Here is a 14771-nt window from a genome sequence, read left to right as displayed (position 1 = left end):
GCCTGAGCAGCCCCTCGGGCGCACCTCACACACAGACAGAGAGGTACACCGTGAACCAGAAGCCTATCCCCCAGCTCGGCGCCGTGATGGCGCTGGCCCAGCTCTTGCAGGAATTCCCGGACCTGCCGACCGCGACGTGGTCCATCGACCAGTACACCGGCGACCTCAGCGGCTACCTGCACGACGCAGGCATGAGCGACCTCGACGCGTACGCCCAGACGCTCGGCGGAGCAGTCCGCCCCGGACGCGACTACGTCTACCAGGGCCAGTTGGTCCGTCCGCACCGGCTCTCGGCGAAGTGGCGTGACGTGGAAGTCACCGTGGCTGTGGTTCTGCCGGCGCCCGTTCCCGTGTCGCTGGAGCGTGCGGCATGAGCGCGATGAACTCGGAGGCGGCCGTGTTGTCGTCGCTGCTGCTGGACCCGCCGCCGGTGCTGGTGGCTCCGACGCTGCTGCGGGCCCTGGGACTGGCCCCGGCGCGCCCGGCGGAGGTGGACTTCACGGACGGCCTGGACCTGCTGACGGCGAGCCCGGCGGAGTGTGCGGCATGACGCACTCGCCGACCCCGACGGAGCTGCTGGCGCTGCGGACAGCAAACGCAGCCCTGATGTCGCCGGACTCCTGCTACGACTTCGCGTCCACGATCGTGTTCGCCCTCGGTTCCGCGCAGTTGCTCCAGTCCCCGGAGACGGCGGCCGAGCTGGCCCGGCTGCGGGCCCGGGTGGCCGAGTTGGAGGCGGAGCGGCACGAGACGAACGAAGTGCTGTCCGACGCGGCCGAGCAGTTGCGGGCCGACCGGGACCGGATCGCCGGCCTGGAGGCCGAACGCCGCACCATCGCCGCCGCCCGCGACGCCCAGATCATCGCGTGGCTCGGCAAGAAGTCCCGCGAGTACGGCACCTCGAACCGGGAGAACCGGGCGAAGGCAGAGGCCGTGGCCCGGATGGCCGACAAGCTCAGCCGTGGTGCTGTACGCCGCCCGCTGGAGGACCCGCACGACTCGCCCCTCCACCACACCTACCGGACCGGCCACGACCTCCCGCACTGCGAGTGCCCGCCCTCGGCCGGACGGCACACGAGTGCCTGCCCGCTTCGCTTCACCAGCGAGGTGCCCCGTGGCTGACCTCCGCATCACCTTCAACCGCATCGGCCGCCACGGCGGACAGTCGGGGCAGCCCGCCCCCGCGCCCATCGAGCGGGCGCTGACTGGTGAGGCCCTCGCCAACAGCATCGCGCTCTACGCCCGCCGGTTCCTGGCTTCTACCTCCTTCGAGGTGCTGCTCGACTCGGAGGCGGGGCGCGGACAGATCCTCGCTGGCTTTCGGGACGCCGGGACTTTCACGGTCGAACCGATCACGCCGGAGGTATCCAGTGTTTGAGAACCCCAGCAGCGAGCCCCAGTTGTCCGTACGGCTCCGCGCGGACTGGCTCGCCGGCATCCTCCGCGCCGACCAGGTCCGTCACGACACGCTCGTGTCCCTCGCCGTTGCGTGGGGCTCCGACGAGGCCCGCGAGGACATCAGCCTCCAGCTCGACGCGCTCGCCGAGGCGATGCAGTCGCCCCGCGAGGGCGAGCTGGACCACCTCGTGCAGGCCGTGGAGGACGCGGCCGCGATGGACTACCCCGAGGTCGAGATTGACCTGCGCGCGGCGCTGCGGCTGCGGGCCGAGCTGGACGCGGTGATCGAGGCGCTCGGCCGGTTCAACCCGGCAGCCACCGCCCGGCCGGTCCTCCTGGCTCGGCAGCAGGACCGGAGGGCGTCATGAGCGACGTCGTCTTTCAGCCCGGCCGGACGTACACCGACGGCAACGGCTATAAGGCCCCCGAGATCACCACGTACTTCCACGTCGAGCACGTCACCCGCCACCCGGAGCGCGGGCACCTGCGGGCGATCGGCTGGTCCAAGTCCGTGGCGACCGACGCCAGGTGGCGTGGGGACTTCCGAGACGAGGACGAGGCCGACGGCTGGACCGAGCTGTCGAGCCCGCTACTCCCCTCGGAGCCCCTCGTCGTCCGTCGCGTGGACTGCTCCATCGAGCCGGACCGCGACAGCGGCGAGACCGAGATGCTCGTGTGCTGCGTCGCCGAGGACGGGCGCCCGGTGGCGCTGCTCCTGGACGACGAGGCACGGGCCAAACTCGCCGGCGTGCTGGGCATCTCCGCTCCGGCAGCGTCCGGGCCGGGTCTCGACGAGCGGGCGCTCCGCCTCGCCGACCACATCCTCAACACCGGCGGCGTCTGGACCACGGGTAAGGCACACCGCTGGGTGACCAGCGCCATCGTCCCGAAGCCGCCGATCCACTTCACCCGGCACTCCCTCCAAGCCCTCGCCGTGCACGGCTACCTGCGCGAGCGCCGCGAGCCGGGCCGCGTCTCCTACACCCCGAACTACCCGAAGGGCGGTTGCTGATGTTCATTCGCCGCAGCACCTATCACCGGCTCGTTGCCCGCGCCGAGGCGTACCACGAGGCGTACGTCGCAGCACGCCGTGCCGAGAACCGCAAGGCCGCGCCGGCCGTCGCCCGGCGGGAGCGCCTCGTTCGGGCCTGCGCCAGCTACCGCGCGGAACTGGCCGCGAACCGGCTCACGATCGCCCGCAAGGACCGTCGAATCGCGCAGCTCCAGGGGCAGCTCGATGACCTGCTCGGCCTGAACTCCGAGCAGGTCCAGGCTGGCGCCCGCTGGCAGCAGCGCCGCCCCGACAAGCCGTACACCCCGGTGAGCGACTCCCCGGCGGCGGTGCGGAAGTGACGCTCTCCGACTCTCAGCTCGACGAGCTGATCGCCGCCATCGGGCTCCGCCAGCCGCCGGGCGGTGGCCACCGCAAGCCGATCGCGCACGGCACCTACCGAGGTGCCAAGCAGCACCGGTACCGCAAGGAGCCGCTGTGCGAGCGCTGCCGTCTCGCGGACAACGCCTACCAGCAGCAGAGGTACGCGGCACAGCGAAAGGAGCGGGTGTGATCGCCACCGGCAACGACGAATACGGCGAGGTGCTCGCGCAGCGCATCGGCCAGTTCATCATCGACGCGGACAAGAACAGCGGCCGGTCGAAGCAGCGTGCGATCGGCCCGTCCGAGGTCGGCGAGCCGTGCGAGCGGCAACTCTCGTACAAGATCCTCGACTGGCCCGAGACGAACACGAACCGCGACCCGATCGCGGCGATCATCGGCACCGGGTTCCACATGTGGATGGCCGACCAGTTCGAGGCCCGGCAGACGCCGATGCCCGACGGACAGCCCCGCTACCGCATCGAAGAACGCGTCACCGTGCGCCAGGGCCACACCCCGGACTCGACGCTCACCGGCAGCTCCGACCTGTACGACCGACTGGCGATGCTGAACAACGACTGGAAGCTCGTCGGTAAGAGCAGCCACAACAAGTACCGGACGCAGGGCCCCGGCCACAAATACCGGGTCCAGGCCCACCTGTACGGCCTCGGCCAGGAGAACGCCGGACACCGGCCCGCGAGGGTCGCGGTGACATTCATCGGCCGGCACCACGAGCTGATGGTCCACGTGTGGTCCGAGCCCTACGACCGGCAGATCGCCCTCGACGCGCTCGCCCGCCTCGACCGCATCCGCGACACCGCGGCTGGCCTGGAGCTGGACCAGCACCCGGAGCACTGGGCACGCATCCCCATCCCCGAGAAACCGAACTGCCGGTTCTGCCCCTGGCTCAAGCCAGGCAGCACCGACCTCTCCCAGGGCTGCCCCGGGAAGCCCAGCACCACTCCCGGCGCCTCACTCGAAGCACTCATCGCATGACCGCCCGGTTCGTACGCGAGCGCCGCTGTGTCATCTGCGACCACCGCGTCCACGAGGTCCCCGACAGGCGCCCGCCCGCGCAGTGGGACTCGCGGTGCGACGAGGGGTTCGAGTGCACGACCGCCCATTGCCAGCCGTACCGGGTCTACACCGACGGCACCACCGACCGACGGGACATGGGTCCCTTCGGCCCCAGCAACCAGCAGGAGCAGAAGCACATGACAACACCGCAGCAGTACCAGACCCCCAGCGCGGACGACTTCCTCATGGGCGGTGGCGGCGCCCCGAGCGCCAAGTTCCCCACCCCGGGGACCAGCCTCACCGGCCGGATCACCGAGCGGCCCACCGTCGAGCAACAGCGCGACATCAAGGACGGCACCCCCAAGTTCTGGTCCGACGGCAACCCCATGAACCAGCTCGTCATCACCGTGCAGACCGACCAACGGGACCCTTCGATCGAGGAGGACGACGGCCGGCGGCGGCTGTTCGTCAAGGGCCAGCTCAAGAACGCGGTCGCGGACGCGGTCCGGGCCGCCGGGGCCCGCGGCCTGGAGGTCGGCGGAATCCTCACCGTGACCTACACCCACGACGGGCAGGCCACACAGCGCGGATTCAGCCCCCCGAAGCAGTACACCGCGCAGTACATCGCGGCCATCGCCGCCGAGCTGCACGCGCCCGACCCGGGCAACCTGCCCCAGCAGCAGTACGCGGCCCCGGCGGCGCCGCAGCAGTACAACCCCGCGCCGGCCCCGGCCCCGCAGCAGTACAGCGCGCCCGCGCCGGCGGCCGAGCAGATCGCTAACCCGGCCGTGGCCGCGCTCGTCGCGCAGCAGCAGGCGCAGGCCGCGGCCACCCCGCCGCTGTCCCCGCCGCCGTTCTAACCCCCGCAGATCGCCGTCCGGGGCTGCGCGACTCGCCCCGCAGCCCCGGACGGACCAGGCCACCACCCGCCCTCGCCAGGAGAAGCAGATGAGCTACACCGACAGCGACCAGCCCACCGGCCAGAGGTACCCCGCACGCATCGGCGTCTTCTGTGACCAGTGCGGCACCACGGTCGAGCACGACTACATCGTCAGTGACGACATGGGCAAGGCCGAGCGCTACGAGGTTGCCAGGAACCACCTGACCGAGAACGAGGGCTGGGTGTGCACGCCCTGGCGTGACCTCTGCCAGTCGTGCGCGTCAAAGCCTCACCCCTGACCTGCCATCGCCCCGGTCCCGGCGCGACGCCGCGGGATCGACTCCCGCCCGGGGCACTGCGAACCACCCCACCCGTACAGCACGACGAGGAGCCGACCTTGAGCGACACCACACCCGACATGCTCGCCGCGGCGCTCGCGCTGCACGCGGCCGGCTGCTCGGTGGTCGCCGTCCGCACCGACGGCTCCAAGAGACCAACCGGCGGCTGGAAGGAACTCCAGGCGGAGCGTGCCAGCGAAGCCAAAATCCGGGCGATGTTCGCGCACGGCCACCCCGGAATTGGGGTCATCACCGGCGCCATCTCCGGCGGCCTGGAACTCCTCGAACTCGAAGGCCGTGCCATCGAGGAAGGCGTCCTGGAGGAGCTGACCGGTGTCCTCGCCGCGTCCGGGATGGACGAGCTGTGGCAGCGCATCGCCACCGGATGGCTGGAGCGCTCCCCGTCCGGGGGCCTGCACCTTCACTACCGGGTCGAAGGCGGCGCCCCCGGGAACACGAAGCTCGCCTCCCGGCTGGCCCGCGAGGACGAGCTGACCGAGCAGGACCGCGACCTCCTCGCCCGGTATCCCCGCAAGAAGATCCTCCGTGGACTGATCGAGACCCGCGGCGAGGGTGGATTCGTCGTCACCGCACCCAGCCACGGCACCGTACACGCGTCCGGCCGCCCCTACGAACTCCTCGCCGGCGGCCCCGCCACCCTGCCCACCATCACGGCAGAGGAGCACCGGGCGCTGCACGCGGTGTGCCGGATGCTCGACACCGTCCCCGTGGACGAGACGCCGGAGACTCGCGCTTCGGGGCGCACCGAACCGCTCGACGAGGCGGCCGCGTTCCTGTTCTCCACCGACGGGCCCAGCCGTGCCGAAGGAGGTATCTCGCCCGGGGACGACTTCGAAGCCAAAGCCACGTGGCAGGACATCCTGACCCCGCACGGCTGGCGTGCCCTGTTCCGCTCCGGATCGACCACCTACTGGCAGCGCCCCGGGAAGGACGGCCGCGAGCCGAGCGCCACAACGGGTCGGGCGATGGACCGCGACCGGCTGTACGTATTCACCACCTCGACCGAGTTCATCGCCGAACGCCCCTACACGAAATTCGGCGCGCACGCACTGCTCAACCACGGCGGCGACCACTCGGCCGCCGCATCGGCGCTCCGCCGGCAGGGCTACGGAACGCCCGCGCCCGAACCGGTCCGCCACCTCACCGCGGTACCCGCGCCGCGACCCACGACCGATGGCACGGCCGCGCTCAACGTGGTGCAGCACCCCACGGCCGCAGCCGCGCCCGGGCCGGACACCTACTCGCGGACGGACGACGGGAACGCGCTGCGCCTGGTCGACCTGCACGAGCAGGAGATCCGCTACGTGCCGCAGCGCGGCCGGTGGCTCCGCTGGGACGGGCACCGCTGGGCCTGGGATGAGGCCGGAACCGTCCGGGAGATGGCCCGCCAGATCGCCCGCGACCTGCCCAATGGGGAAGGCGAGGCCAAGCACCGCATGCGGAGCCTCTCCACCGCGGGCGTCTCCGCGATGGTCACGATGGCGCAGACCGACCCCCGGATCGTCGTCCACGCGGGACAGCTCGACGCGCACCGCATGCTCCTCAACACCCCGGCCGGCGCCGTCGACCTCACCACTGGGGAGTTGTCTCCGCCGGACCCGGACGAGATGCACACCCGCGCAACGAAGATCGCCCCCGACAAGGATCTACCGACCCCTCGGTGGGAGAAGTTCCTCGCGCAGACCTTCGGCGACGACCAGGAGCTGCGCGGCTACGTCCAGCGGATGGCCGGGTACGCCGCGTCCGGGTCCGTCCGCTGGCACATCCTCCCCTTCCTCCACGGACCCGGCGGCAACGGCAAGGGCGTGTTCCTCAACGTGCTCCGCTCCGTCCTCGGCGACTACGCGGCCACCGCACCAAACGCGTTCCTCATGGCTGGCGCCCAACGCCACGAGACCGAGATCGCCCGACTCCACGGGCTCCGCCTCGTCATCGCCTCCGAGGTCAACCAGGAAGCCAAGTTCGACGAGGCCAAGGTCAAGGAACTCACCGGCGGCGACGGCCTGACCGCGCGATTTATGCGGCAAGACCACTTCACCTTCGAGCCCACGCACAAGCTGTTCCTGATGGGCAACCACCAGCCCCGCGTCTCCGCTGGCGGCAAGTCCTTCTGGCGGCGCCTTCGCCTCATGCCCTTCACCCGCACTCCCGAGGAAGTCATCGAGGATCTCGACCTCCTCCTCATCTCGGAGGAAGCCCCCGGGATTCTCGCCTGGATCATCGCTGGCGCCGTGGACGTGTTCCGCGACGGGCTGCGCGACCCGGCCTCGGTCACCGCAGCAACCGCGCAGTACGCGGCCGAGGAGGACGCACTTGCCCGCTTCCTTGATGAGGCGTGCCACGTCGGCGGCGGCGCCCAAGTCCGCACCATCACGGACGTGTTCCGCACCGCATACGAGCGGTGGTGCCGCGCCGAGGGTGAAGAACCGTTGGCATCCCGGCAGCTCGGCCGTGAGTTGAAGGACCGTTTCCAAATCGTCCGTAAGGGATCAAACGGCACCTACTACTACCTCAACGTTGCGTTGCAGGCACCCGCCGAAGATCGGTGGGACGACAAATGACCATGATCAAAGTGCCGTTGCAGTGCCGTTGCAGTGCCATCAAGAGTTCCATCAAAATCGGCCATAACCCCAGCTCAGAGCATGTCAGTGCCATCAGTGCCGTTGAAATCCACATTCCAGCCCCGTGCGCACGCAAGAGCATCAATGCTCAGAAACTGGCCCTGACGGCACTGATGGCACTGCCACCCCAAGTGACCTGCGAAAACAGCAGTTCCATCAACGGCACTGCAACGGCACTGCCCGTTGGCGGCCCGCGATGACGAATCCAGGCATCGCTGCACGCATCGCCGCAGCCGCAGACCACGCGGTCGAAAGGGACTGCCCGCGCTGCGGCGCCCCGATCCTCACCGCGTGGGCCGGCCGCACCGCCGCCCTCCACGTAACCGCAGACGCGGAACCCATCGACCTCGCCAGCGAGATCCAAGCCCGCCTGGAGGGCCGCCTCACCTGGCGGCTGCTCGTCAGCACCCTCGGCGTCCGCCGCATCGTCTGGCGCGAACCGCTCTCAGTCCCCCCACCACGCGCATCCCGTGCTTCGTGACCACCAATGCCCCCCGCAGCCCGTACAGGAGGCCCTGCTGTGACACGCCATTTCACGATCAACTTGCCGCCTGGCCTGCCCCTCCTCAACGCGAATGATCGCGTGCACCACCGCGTCCGCGGGAACCTGACCCGCGACATCCGCGCCGCGGCGATGGAAGCCTGTTCCGAGGACCCGACCATGCGGGCCGCACTCGTCGCCGCCGGCGACAAGCCGGTCATGCAGCGCGCTTACATCCTCGGAGTGCTTCACCCTCCGTCGCGCCGCCGAGCCGACCCCGCGAACTGGTACCCCTCGTTCAAGGCAGCGGTCGACGGGCTCGTCGACGCAGGCGTCCTCGAAGACGACGACCACACCCACGTCGTCGGCCCCGACATGCGCATCGGCCCCATCGTCAAAGGCGGCCGCATCAGCCTGCACATCCAAGCCGTCGACGCAGTCACCTTCGCCGCGTTCCAGTGGAGGAGCGCATCATGACCAACCCCACCACGGAGTGGATGAGCAGCCCGGCCCCACGGCCCTGCCGCACCACCCCTGATGTCTGGTTTTCGAAGGCACGCAAGGACCAGCTTGCTGCGGCTGCCGCCTGCTCTAGCTGCTCACTACTCACCCCGTGCCGCAGCTACGGCCTCGCCGACCCCGCGCTCCTCGGTGTGTGGGGAGGACTCACAGAGACGGAACGCCGCAAGTACCGGGCTCGTGGGCCGGAGTGCCGCACCAACCGCGGCTACCTGCGGCACCGCGCAAAGAAGGAAACGTGCCGGGCTTGCGAGGAATGGCGCGCCGAGCAGGTCCAAGAGGCTCGGCGGGAGCGGCTGGCCGAGGAACACGCCAAGGGCGGCACTCGTACCGGGGCCCGCATCCACGGCCGGCTCGGCGAAGCCCCCTGCACCGCGTGCTCGACCGCCGCGTACCGCGAACGCCAGGCCGAGTGGGCGGCACGACCCGCCAGCCAGAAAACCCGCCGCGCCGCCCGCATCCAAACCGACGCCGCCTGAAAGGGCACCCCATGCCCGAGACCTTCGGACACGAACCCGTCACCGGGATCACCGATGGCCGAGCGCTGAACCGCATCTGCGCCCGCTGCCGCACCACCACCACGCACTACGACGAGGCCTACCAGCCCAGCCGCTGGACCCGCCCCGTCCGCTGGCCCTGCACCACCGCGATCATCCTCGGCCTCGCACCCCGACCCGCGACCTGACCGGCGCCCAAATCCACTTCCCGCGCACACCCTGGAGACTCCGTGAACCTCTTCCGCAAGCCCATCAACCAGCAACTCCCCACCCCCGCCGGCAACGGCGCCGCCGTCAGCCCGGACACCATCCCCACCGGGCTGGTCAGCCTCACCAAGGCCGCCGCAGTATCCCTCGACAAGCAGGGCCTGACCGGGCAGCGCGCCGCCGTGTACCTCGTCCTCGACCACTCCGGCAGCATGCACAGCTACTACCAGGTCGGGGCCGTCCAGCGCCTCGCCGAACAGGCCCTCGGCCTGTCCGCCAACCTCGACGACGACGGCACCGTGCCCGTCATCTACTTCGGGTCGCGCGCCGAAGCCCCGATCGATGTCCGCCTCGACAACTACCGGGGCATCGTCGACCGCACGCACACCGCGGTGCCGTGGGGTTCCACCGACTACGCGGCCGCCATGCGCGCCGTCATCAGCGAGTACCAGCAGTCCGGAGCCACTGATCCGGCGTTCGTGATCTTCCAGACCGACGGAGAGCCCGACGACCGGGCCGCCGCTGAACAGGTACTGCGTGAAGCGTCCGGGCTGCCGATCTTCTGGGCGTTCGTCGGGTTCGGCCCGCGCCCCCGCTTTCTCGAACGCCTCGACGATCTGCGTGGCCGGCAGGTCGACAACGCCAGCCTCTTCCACGCCGCGCGCCCGGAGCGGGTCAGCGACGGCGAGTTGTACGACGGGCTCACCGCCGAGTACGGAGCCTGGCTTGCCGTAGCAGCGGGCGCTGGCATCGTCCGCTGACCCGGCCCGCCCTGCTGATCCGGATCGTCCGCCCTCGCGCACACCAGGAGACCCCGTGCACTTCGTAGACCTGTTCGCCGGCCCCGGCGGCCTCGACCTCGGCGCCCACCACACCGGCGCCACCACCACCGGCATCGAACGCGACCTCGGGGCCGTCGCCACCCGTATGGCCGCCGGACTGCCCACCCTGCTGGGGGATGTCCGCGACTACAGCCCCGCCGACGTCCCCCAGGCCGAGGGGCTCGCTGGCGGGCCGCCCTGCCAGACGTTCTCCGGCGCCGGCACCGGTACCGGCCGGGCCCAGCTCGACCGACTCGCCGCCGCCGTCCGCCGGTTCGCCGCGGAGGGCCGGGTCCGGCCGCTGGCCGGCATCGACGAGCGGACCGGGCTGGTCCTGGAGCCCCTGCGCTGGCTCCTCGCCGCCGAGCGCGCGGGCCGCCCGTACCGGGCGCTGGTCCTGGAGCAGGTGCCCGCGGTCCTGCCCATCTGGCAGGCCTACGCCGAGACGTTGGCCGCGCGCGGCTGGCATGCCGCCTACGGGGTGCTGCGCACGGAGCAGTACGGGGTGCCGCAGACCCGGCGCCGGGCCGTCCTCGTCGCATCCACCGACGGGCCGGTGGCCCTGCCCGCGCCCACGCACCGTGCGTACCGGCGCGGGGTCCACCGCGGGGCCCGGGATGCGGGCCTGTTGCCGTGGGTGGCGATGGCCGATGTCCTGCCCGACCGGGGCCCGTTCACGGTGGTGTCGAACTACGGGACCGGCGGCGACCCGCGCGCCCGGGGCCGCCGGACGTCCGACGAGCCGGCGTTCACCGTCACGGGGAAGATCAGCCGGCTCCGGCTCGTCGCCCCGGACGGCCGCGAACTGCCCCGACTGTCCGCCGCCGAGGCCGGTCTCCTCCAGGGATTCCCCGCGGACTGGCCGTGGACCGGCCGCGACATCCCCCAGCAGATCGGCAACGCCTGCCCGCCCACGCTCGCCGCGGCCCTCGTCCGCGCCGCGACCGCAGCACGCACGGCCGCCGCTGACCGGATCGTGGGAACCATCTGCGACCTGGTGCGCAGGGCCAGTCAGACGACCCAGGACGCATTCACCCTCGCATCCGGGGGGCCTGGCCCGTCCACAGCCGAGGGGGCCGGAGCGTGAGCGCCCGCCCGTACCGCATCCTCGTCACCGGCAGCCGCGACTGGACCCGCGAAGATCTCGTCCACGCTGCGCTTTCGACCGCCTGCTACCAGAACGTGCCCGCGATCATCGTCCACGGAGCATGCCCCACCGGCGCCGACGCACAAGCCTCCTGGTGGACCCGCGAACACGCCGTGATCGGGCTCGTAGAGGAACAGCACCACGCGGCCTGGGTCCTGCACGGCAGGGCCGCCGGCCCGATCCGCAACCAGGCCATGGTCGACGCGGGCGCGGACGTGTGCCTCGCGTTCATCCGCCACGGCTCCCGGGGCGCCACCGGCTGTGCGGCCCTCGCTGAGGCCGCGGGGATCCCCGTGAAGCGCTGGGAGGAGCCGTGATCGTCCTCTACGCCCTCGCCGCCTGGTGGGCCGTCAGCATCGCCACGGCAGCCGCCTACAGCACCCTCCGCGCCCTCTACCGCAGGAGCCACCGATGACCGCCGACGAAGAACTCCACGCCGCCGCCCGCCTCCTCCTCGACCGCGCCGCCGACGCAATCCACGAGGACCGCCTCACCTGGGCCACCGGCCACACACTCGGCAGCAAATCCCCCGTCGTCGTGGACGACCAGGAACGACCGAGCGTGCTCATCGAGACCTGGGCACCCCGCCGCGAAGCCGTGAACGCCTACCTCGCCCTCCTCGGCCCCGCCACCGGACTCGCTCTCGCCGACTGGCTGGCCGAGACCGCCGTCGAACTGACCGCCGCAGGGGGCTTCGCCGCCGGGGCCCTCGACTCCAGCCTCGACCGCAGCGGACCCCACAACGCGTGGAGCCGCGCCCTCGTCCTCGCCCGCGCGATCCTCGGGAGCAAGCCGTGACCGAGCCCCTCGACAACAAGCCCTGCGGCCTGACCCTGCACCCGCACCCCAGCCACCGCTACATGCAGAACGCCAAGGTCTGGCGGTGCCCCGGCACCCCCACCGGCCCGCACGCCTGGGCCGAGCACTACGCCGCGCAACGCGACCAGCATCCCGTCCGGCACACCGTCGACACAATCACCAGCGACGCCCTCGACCAGCTGTACGCACGCATCGACACCCTCACCGCCGTCTGCCGCAGCAACCAGCGCGCATACGTCGGCGCCGTCAAAGAAATACAGGCCGCCGAGCAGCGCGCCGAGCAGGTTGAGACCGCGCTCGCCCGCGTCCGCGCCGCCGCTGAACAGCTCATCGAGCACGGCTCCTTCTGGGACGGCTGCGAACCCGGAGCTGGCCGCACCATCCTCGACGCCATCGAACTCCAGGAGCCCCGCCCGTGAGCATTCGCGACCCGCACGCCCTCGCCGCCCGGAACCTCCTCGCCGCCCGCCTCACCGAACACCACGGCCTCGACCCCCTCGACGCACACACCGCCGTCACCCGCGTCTACCTCGGCATGCCCACGGAACACGAGACCCTCGTCCGGCAGGAAGCCCGAGCGCTGATAAGCGAATTCATGGAGCGCGTCACAGCAGCGTTCGCGCCCATCTCGGCCGCCATGCAGGCGCTCGGCGAAGCCATCACCCGCGCCGCCGCGCAGCTCCCGCAGCCTTCCGGCCGGCGCCAGCGGCCACGGCCGGCCTGGCAGTCCCCATACGGCCCGCCCCACCGACGCAACCGCTGACCATGCGCGAGGGGCGCATCCACCGTCCGCCACAGACCGGATGCGCCCCCAGGTGCGATCACCGTACCGCGACGCACCCACGGAGCCCACAGTGACCACCAGCACCGCCACCACCGACCTCCGCACCATCACCACCCTCTGGCCCGCCCTCCAGGACACCCTCGACGGCCTCGGCACCCAGTCGTGGCCCCCCGCCGGCCGCGCCGACCTCCTGCGCGCCCTCGACACCCGCGACGCCGACGAGGTCGAAACCGACCGCCGCCGGGCCGTGCTCCGCCGCGCCGCCGAACGCAGCCCCGAGCAGATCGGCACGGTCAACGCGCCTATCGACCTGCGGGTGTACGACACCATGCGCCTCGTGGAGACGACCCTCGTTCACCTCGCCGACACCCTCGCCCCGCAGATCACCCGACCCGCGATCAGCCACGCCCCCGCCGACTGGGAGACCCGCGGCTGGACCGCTGTCGACCGGGCGCTCCGCAACCAGTGCGCGGACGACGAGCAGGCCGACCCCCGGCGGTGGCGGTACGTCGGCCTGCGCACCGCCGAATACGCCGCCGGCTGGCTCGACGCCCGCGTGAGAGGCATGGCGGGCCCGTTCTGGATGCTCACCGCGGCGCAGCTCCACCACGTCGAGCAGGTCGCAGCCGGCTGCCGCGACCGTGTCGAGCGCGCCCTGGACCTCGTCACCCAGGAGCGCATCCTCGACCAGCCCTGTTCGTGCGGCGGCCGGATAGTGCTCCGGACCGGCGCCGGGGCCCCGCCGATGGCCCGATGCGCGGGCTGCGAGCGGCTGTGGACCATGGCGGACACGGCGGCCGCGTAGGTCAGGGCAGATCACTGGTGGGCGGCGACGGCTCGTACACGTGCGGCCCGTCGCCCTGCCACTCGATCAACGGAGACTCGCCCAGGACCAGCTCATCCGGATCGGGGACCTCGATGCGCCGCAGGAACTCGATCAGGTCGGCATCGTTGTACGCCGTCCCCAAGATGGTGTCCGTACCGCGCACGTGAAACGTGACCCGGCGGCCGCCCGACGGGGAGATCCGGTGCACAACGATCGGTGCGCGATCCATGGCTCCAGCCTGCACGCGGCCGGTCAGTCCAGCACGCCGAGCGCCGTGTCGGGGGAGCAGTACGGGCAGGGCTCCAGACGGTCCACGCCGAGCGCCCGCAGCGCCGCATCCCGGGTGAGCGGGCGCCGCCTGGCCCCTTTCCCGCCCATCGAGCAGCCACCGACATGCACGCGCACAGGCTGCCGGCCGAGGTCGGTCTCCACCTCCCACTCCGGCCGCGGCGCCAGGGGCAGGCGCGCGGTCACCTCGGCGAGGCGCTGCTCCTCGGCGGCGATCTGTTCCCGGACCCGGGCCAGGCTCATGGCGAGCCACGTCTCCAGGGTGCGGAGACGGGGCAGGTCAGGCGGCAAGTCGGACACATGTTCGAGTCTACGCGCCGACCCGGACAGCACGGAGCCCCCGATCCAGGGACCGGGGGCTCCGCCGTGCGCGCGGCTACTCGCCAGCAGGCGCAGCCTTTGGCCGCTTCGAACCTGAGCCGGAGTAGCCCTTCACGATGTCCTGCACCGTGCTGAAAGAGATGCCCAGCTCGGCACCCACGCTGCGCAGGGACGCGCCCGGTCGCGCGAGCAACTCGGCTACCGCAGCTTGCCGGGCCGTCTTGAGCTTTTTGTTCCGGTCCGGCAGGCCCTTCAATACCTCGCTCAGCGCGCGCGCCCGTTCGGTCGGGTCGGCAATCCCTTCGAGCGCATCGATGGCTTCGAACACCCGCTGCACCTCCTCGCTCACGTCCGGTCCCTCCGTTTGGGTGGGCCCACTTCCCAAAGTGTAGGGGGTTCCCCTACAGTGATGGA

Annotated in this window: 27 protein-coding genes; 24 read left to right on the top strand and 3 right to left on the bottom strand. The window is 71.3% G+C overall.

Features of this window, described 5'->3' with window-relative positions; all coding sequences use genetic code 11:
* The first annotated feature begins 50 nt into the window (after window positions 1–50).
* The 24 genes from E6R62_RS12435 to E6R62_RS12320 all read left to right on the top strand — a co-directional run bounded on the left by E6R62_RS12435 (window position 51) and on the right by E6R62_RS12320 (window position 13727).
* Complete coding sequence (locus E6R62_RS12435; RefSeq protein ID WP_136213426.1) at window positions 51–374, top strand: hypothetical protein; 324 nt, start codon at window positions 51–53, stop codon at window positions 372–374.
* A complete protein-coding gene (locus E6R62_RS12430; protein WP_136213425.1) occupies window positions 371–550 on the top strand; it encodes a hypothetical protein in 180 nt (59 codons plus the stop codon). The genes E6R62_RS12435 and E6R62_RS12430 overlap by 4 nt, the downstream gene beginning before the upstream one ends.
* Window positions 547–1122, top strand: a complete 576-nt coding sequence (locus E6R62_RS12425) for a hypothetical protein (RefSeq protein WP_136213424.1) — start codon at window positions 547–549, stop codon at window positions 1120–1122. The genes E6R62_RS12430 and E6R62_RS12425 overlap by 4 nt, the downstream gene beginning before the upstream one ends.
* On the top strand, window positions 1115–1378 hold the full coding sequence (locus E6R62_RS12420) for a hypothetical protein (protein WP_136213423.1): 264 nt from the start codon (window positions 1115–1117) through the stop codon (window positions 1376–1378). The genes E6R62_RS12425 and E6R62_RS12420 overlap by 8 nt, the downstream gene beginning before the upstream one ends.
* Complete coding sequence (locus tag E6R62_RS12415; protein WP_136213422.1) at window positions 1371–1766, top strand: hypothetical protein; 396 nt, start codon at window positions 1371–1373, stop codon at window positions 1764–1766. Before E6R62_RS12420 ends, E6R62_RS12415 begins: the two co-directional genes overlap by 8 nt.
* The gene (locus E6R62_RS12410; protein ID WP_136213421.1) at window positions 1763–2410 is read left to right on the top strand and encodes a hypothetical protein; all 648 of its coding nucleotides are present in this window, start codon (window positions 1763–1765) and stop codon (window positions 2408–2410) included. The genes E6R62_RS12415 and E6R62_RS12410 overlap by 4 nt, the downstream gene beginning before the upstream one ends.
* On the top strand, window positions 2410–2751 hold the full coding sequence (locus E6R62_RS12405) for a hypothetical protein (protein ID WP_136213420.1): 342 nt from the start codon (window positions 2410–2412) through the stop codon (window positions 2749–2751). Before E6R62_RS12410 ends, E6R62_RS12405 begins: the two co-directional genes overlap by 1 nt.
* Complete coding sequence (locus E6R62_RS12400; protein WP_136213419.1) at window positions 2748–2963, top strand: hypothetical protein; 216 nt, start codon at window positions 2748–2750, stop codon at window positions 2961–2963. The genes E6R62_RS12405 and E6R62_RS12400 overlap by 4 nt, the downstream gene beginning before the upstream one ends.
* Window positions 2960–3766 carry a hypothetical protein gene (locus E6R62_RS12395; protein WP_136213418.1) on the top strand — a complete coding sequence of 269 codons (807 nt, stop codon included), beginning with the start codon at window positions 2960–2962 and terminating at the stop codon, window positions 3764–3766. Before E6R62_RS12400 ends, E6R62_RS12395 begins: the two co-directional genes overlap by 4 nt.
* Window positions 3763–4647, top strand: a complete 885-nt coding sequence (locus E6R62_RS12390) for a hypothetical protein (protein WP_240801631.1) — start codon at window positions 3763–3765, stop codon at window positions 4645–4647. Before E6R62_RS12395 ends, E6R62_RS12390 begins: the two co-directional genes overlap by 4 nt.
* Before the next feature lie 88 nt (window positions 4648–4735).
* Window positions 4736–4966, top strand: a complete 231-nt coding sequence (locus E6R62_RS12385; protein ID WP_136213417.1) for a hypothetical protein — start codon at window positions 4736–4738, stop codon at window positions 4964–4966.
* 98 nt (window positions 4967–5064) lie between these two features.
* Window positions 5065–7587: a phage/plasmid primase, P4 family gene (locus E6R62_RS12380; RefSeq protein WP_136213416.1), complete on the top strand. Its 2523-nt coding sequence runs from the start codon at window positions 5065–5067 to the stop codon at window positions 7585–7587.
* Window positions 7584–7847 carry a hypothetical protein gene (locus E6R62_RS12375; RefSeq protein WP_136213415.1) on the top strand — a complete coding sequence of 88 codons (264 nt, stop codon included), beginning with the start codon at window positions 7584–7586 and terminating at the stop codon, window positions 7845–7847. Before E6R62_RS12380 ends, E6R62_RS12375 begins: the two co-directional genes overlap by 4 nt.
* Window positions 7844–8128 (top strand): hypothetical protein, encoded by a 285-nt coding sequence (locus E6R62_RS12370; protein WP_136213414.1) that lies wholly within the window; start codon window positions 7844–7846, stop codon window positions 8126–8128. The genes E6R62_RS12375 and E6R62_RS12370 overlap by 4 nt, the downstream gene beginning before the upstream one ends.
* 39 nt (window positions 8129–8167) lie before the next feature.
* A complete protein-coding gene (locus tag E6R62_RS12365; protein WP_136213413.1) occupies window positions 8168–8605 on the top strand; it encodes a hypothetical protein in 438 nt (145 codons plus the stop codon).
* A complete protein-coding gene (locus E6R62_RS12360) occupies window positions 8602–9126 on the top strand; it encodes a WhiB family transcriptional regulator (protein WP_136213412.1) in 525 nt (174 codons plus the stop codon). The genes E6R62_RS12365 and E6R62_RS12360 overlap by 4 nt, the downstream gene beginning before the upstream one ends.
* A gap of 11 nt (window positions 9127–9137) precedes the next feature.
* Window positions 9138–9332, top strand: coding sequence for a hypothetical protein (locus E6R62_RS12355; RefSeq protein ID WP_136213411.1), 195 nt, complete (start codon window positions 9138–9140; stop codon window positions 9330–9332).
* Between the two features lie 42 nt (window positions 9333–9374).
* Complete coding sequence (locus tag E6R62_RS12350) at window positions 9375–10112, top strand: VWA domain-containing protein (protein ID WP_240801630.1); 738 nt, start codon at window positions 9375–9377, stop codon at window positions 10110–10112.
* Between the two features lie 55 nt (window positions 10113–10167).
* Entirely contained in the window at window positions 10168–11259 is a 1092-nt protein-coding gene (locus E6R62_RS12345; RefSeq protein ID WP_136213410.1) for a DNA cytosine methyltransferase, read from the top strand.
* A complete protein-coding gene (locus E6R62_RS12340; RefSeq protein WP_136213409.1) occupies window positions 11256–11636 on the top strand; it encodes an SLOG family protein in 381 nt (126 codons plus the stop codon). The genes E6R62_RS12345 and E6R62_RS12340 overlap by 4 nt, the downstream gene beginning before the upstream one ends.
* 94 nt (window positions 11637–11730) lie before the next feature.
* Complete coding sequence (locus E6R62_RS12335; protein WP_136213408.1) at window positions 11731–12117, top strand: hypothetical protein; 387 nt, start codon at window positions 11731–11733, stop codon at window positions 12115–12117.
* Window positions 12114–12557 carry a hypothetical protein gene (locus E6R62_RS12330; RefSeq protein WP_136213407.1) on the top strand — a complete coding sequence of 148 codons (444 nt, stop codon included), beginning with the start codon at window positions 12114–12116 and terminating at the stop codon, window positions 12555–12557. Before E6R62_RS12335 ends, E6R62_RS12330 begins: the two co-directional genes overlap by 4 nt.
* Window positions 12554–12901, top strand: a complete 348-nt coding sequence (locus E6R62_RS12325) for a hypothetical protein (RefSeq protein ID WP_136213406.1) — start codon at window positions 12554–12556, stop codon at window positions 12899–12901. The genes E6R62_RS12330 and E6R62_RS12325 overlap by 4 nt, the downstream gene beginning before the upstream one ends.
* 91 nt (window positions 12902–12992) lie before the next feature.
* Window positions 12993–13727, top strand: a complete 735-nt coding sequence (locus tag E6R62_RS12320; protein ID WP_136213405.1) for a hypothetical protein — start codon at window positions 12993–12995, stop codon at window positions 13725–13727.
* A gap of 1 nt (window position 13728) precedes the next feature.
* On the opposite strand, the gene E6R62_RS12315 is transcribed toward E6R62_RS12320, so the two are convergent.
* The 3 genes from E6R62_RS12315 to E6R62_RS12305 all read right to left on the bottom strand — a co-directional run bounded on the left by E6R62_RS12315 (window position 13729) and on the right by E6R62_RS12305 (window position 14706).
* Entirely contained in the window at window positions 13729–13977 is a 249-nt protein-coding gene (locus E6R62_RS12315; RefSeq protein ID WP_136213404.1) for a hypothetical protein, read from the bottom strand.
* Window positions 13978–14000: 23 nt separating this feature from the next.
* Window positions 14001–14336: a DUF6233 domain-containing protein gene (locus E6R62_RS12310; RefSeq protein ID WP_136213403.1), complete on the bottom strand. Its 336-nt coding sequence runs from the start codon at window positions 14334–14336 to the stop codon at window positions 14001–14003.
* Between the two features lie 76 nt (window positions 14337–14412).
* Window positions 14413–14706, bottom strand: a complete 294-nt coding sequence (locus E6R62_RS12305; protein ID WP_168714030.1) for a helix-turn-helix domain-containing protein — start codon at window positions 14704–14706, stop codon at window positions 14413–14415.
* Window positions 14707–14771 lie beyond the last annotated feature (65 nt).

The organism is Streptomyces sp. A1136 (assembly GCF_004795055.1).
GTDB lineage: Bacteria > Actinomycetota > Actinomycetes > Streptomycetales > Streptomycetaceae > Streptomyces.
This window is presented reverse-complemented; position numbering and strand designations above follow the sequence as displayed.

Coding starts and splice junctions, on each gene's coding strand:
- E6R62_RS12430 (WP_136213425.1), top strand. CDS start 371: ATGAGCGCGATGAACTCGGAGGCGGCCGTGTTGTCGTCGCTGCTGCTG.
- E6R62_RS12425 (WP_136213424.1), top strand. CDS start 547: ATGACGCACTCGCCGACCCCGACGGAGCTGCTGGCGCTGCGGACAGCA.
- E6R62_RS12410 (WP_136213421.1), top strand. CDS start 1,763: ATGAGCGACGTCGTCTTTCAGCCCGGCCGGACGTACACCGACGGCAAC.
- E6R62_RS12405 (WP_136213420.1), top strand. CDS start 2,410: ATGTTCATTCGCCGCAGCACCTATCACCGGCTCGTTGCCCGCGCCGAG.
- E6R62_RS12390 (WP_240801631.1), top strand. CDS start 3,763: ATGACCGCCCGGTTCGTACGCGAGCGCCGCTGTGTCATCTGCGACCAC.
- E6R62_RS12385 (WP_136213417.1), top strand. CDS start 4,736: ATGAGCTACACCGACAGCGACCAGCCCACCGGCCAGAGGTACCCCGCA.
- E6R62_RS12375 (WP_136213415.1), top strand. CDS start 7,584: ATGACCATGATCAAAGTGCCGTTGCAGTGCCGTTGCAGTGCCATCAAG.
- E6R62_RS12370 (WP_136213414.1), top strand. CDS start 7,844: ATGACGAATCCAGGCATCGCTGCACGCATCGCCGCAGCCGCAGACCAC.
- E6R62_RS12360 (WP_136213412.1), top strand. CDS start 8,602: ATGACCAACCCCACCACGGAGTGGATGAGCAGCCCGGCCCCACGGCCC.
- E6R62_RS12355 (WP_136213411.1), top strand. CDS start 9,138: ATGCCCGAGACCTTCGGACACGAACCCGTCACCGGGATCACCGATGGC.
- E6R62_RS12335 (WP_136213408.1), top strand. CDS start 11,731: ATGACCGCCGACGAAGAACTCCACGCCGCCGCCCGCCTCCTCCTCGAC.
- E6R62_RS12315 (WP_136213404.1), bottom strand. CDS start 13,977: ATGGATCGCGCACCGATCGTTGTGCACCGGATCTCCCCGTCGGGCGGC.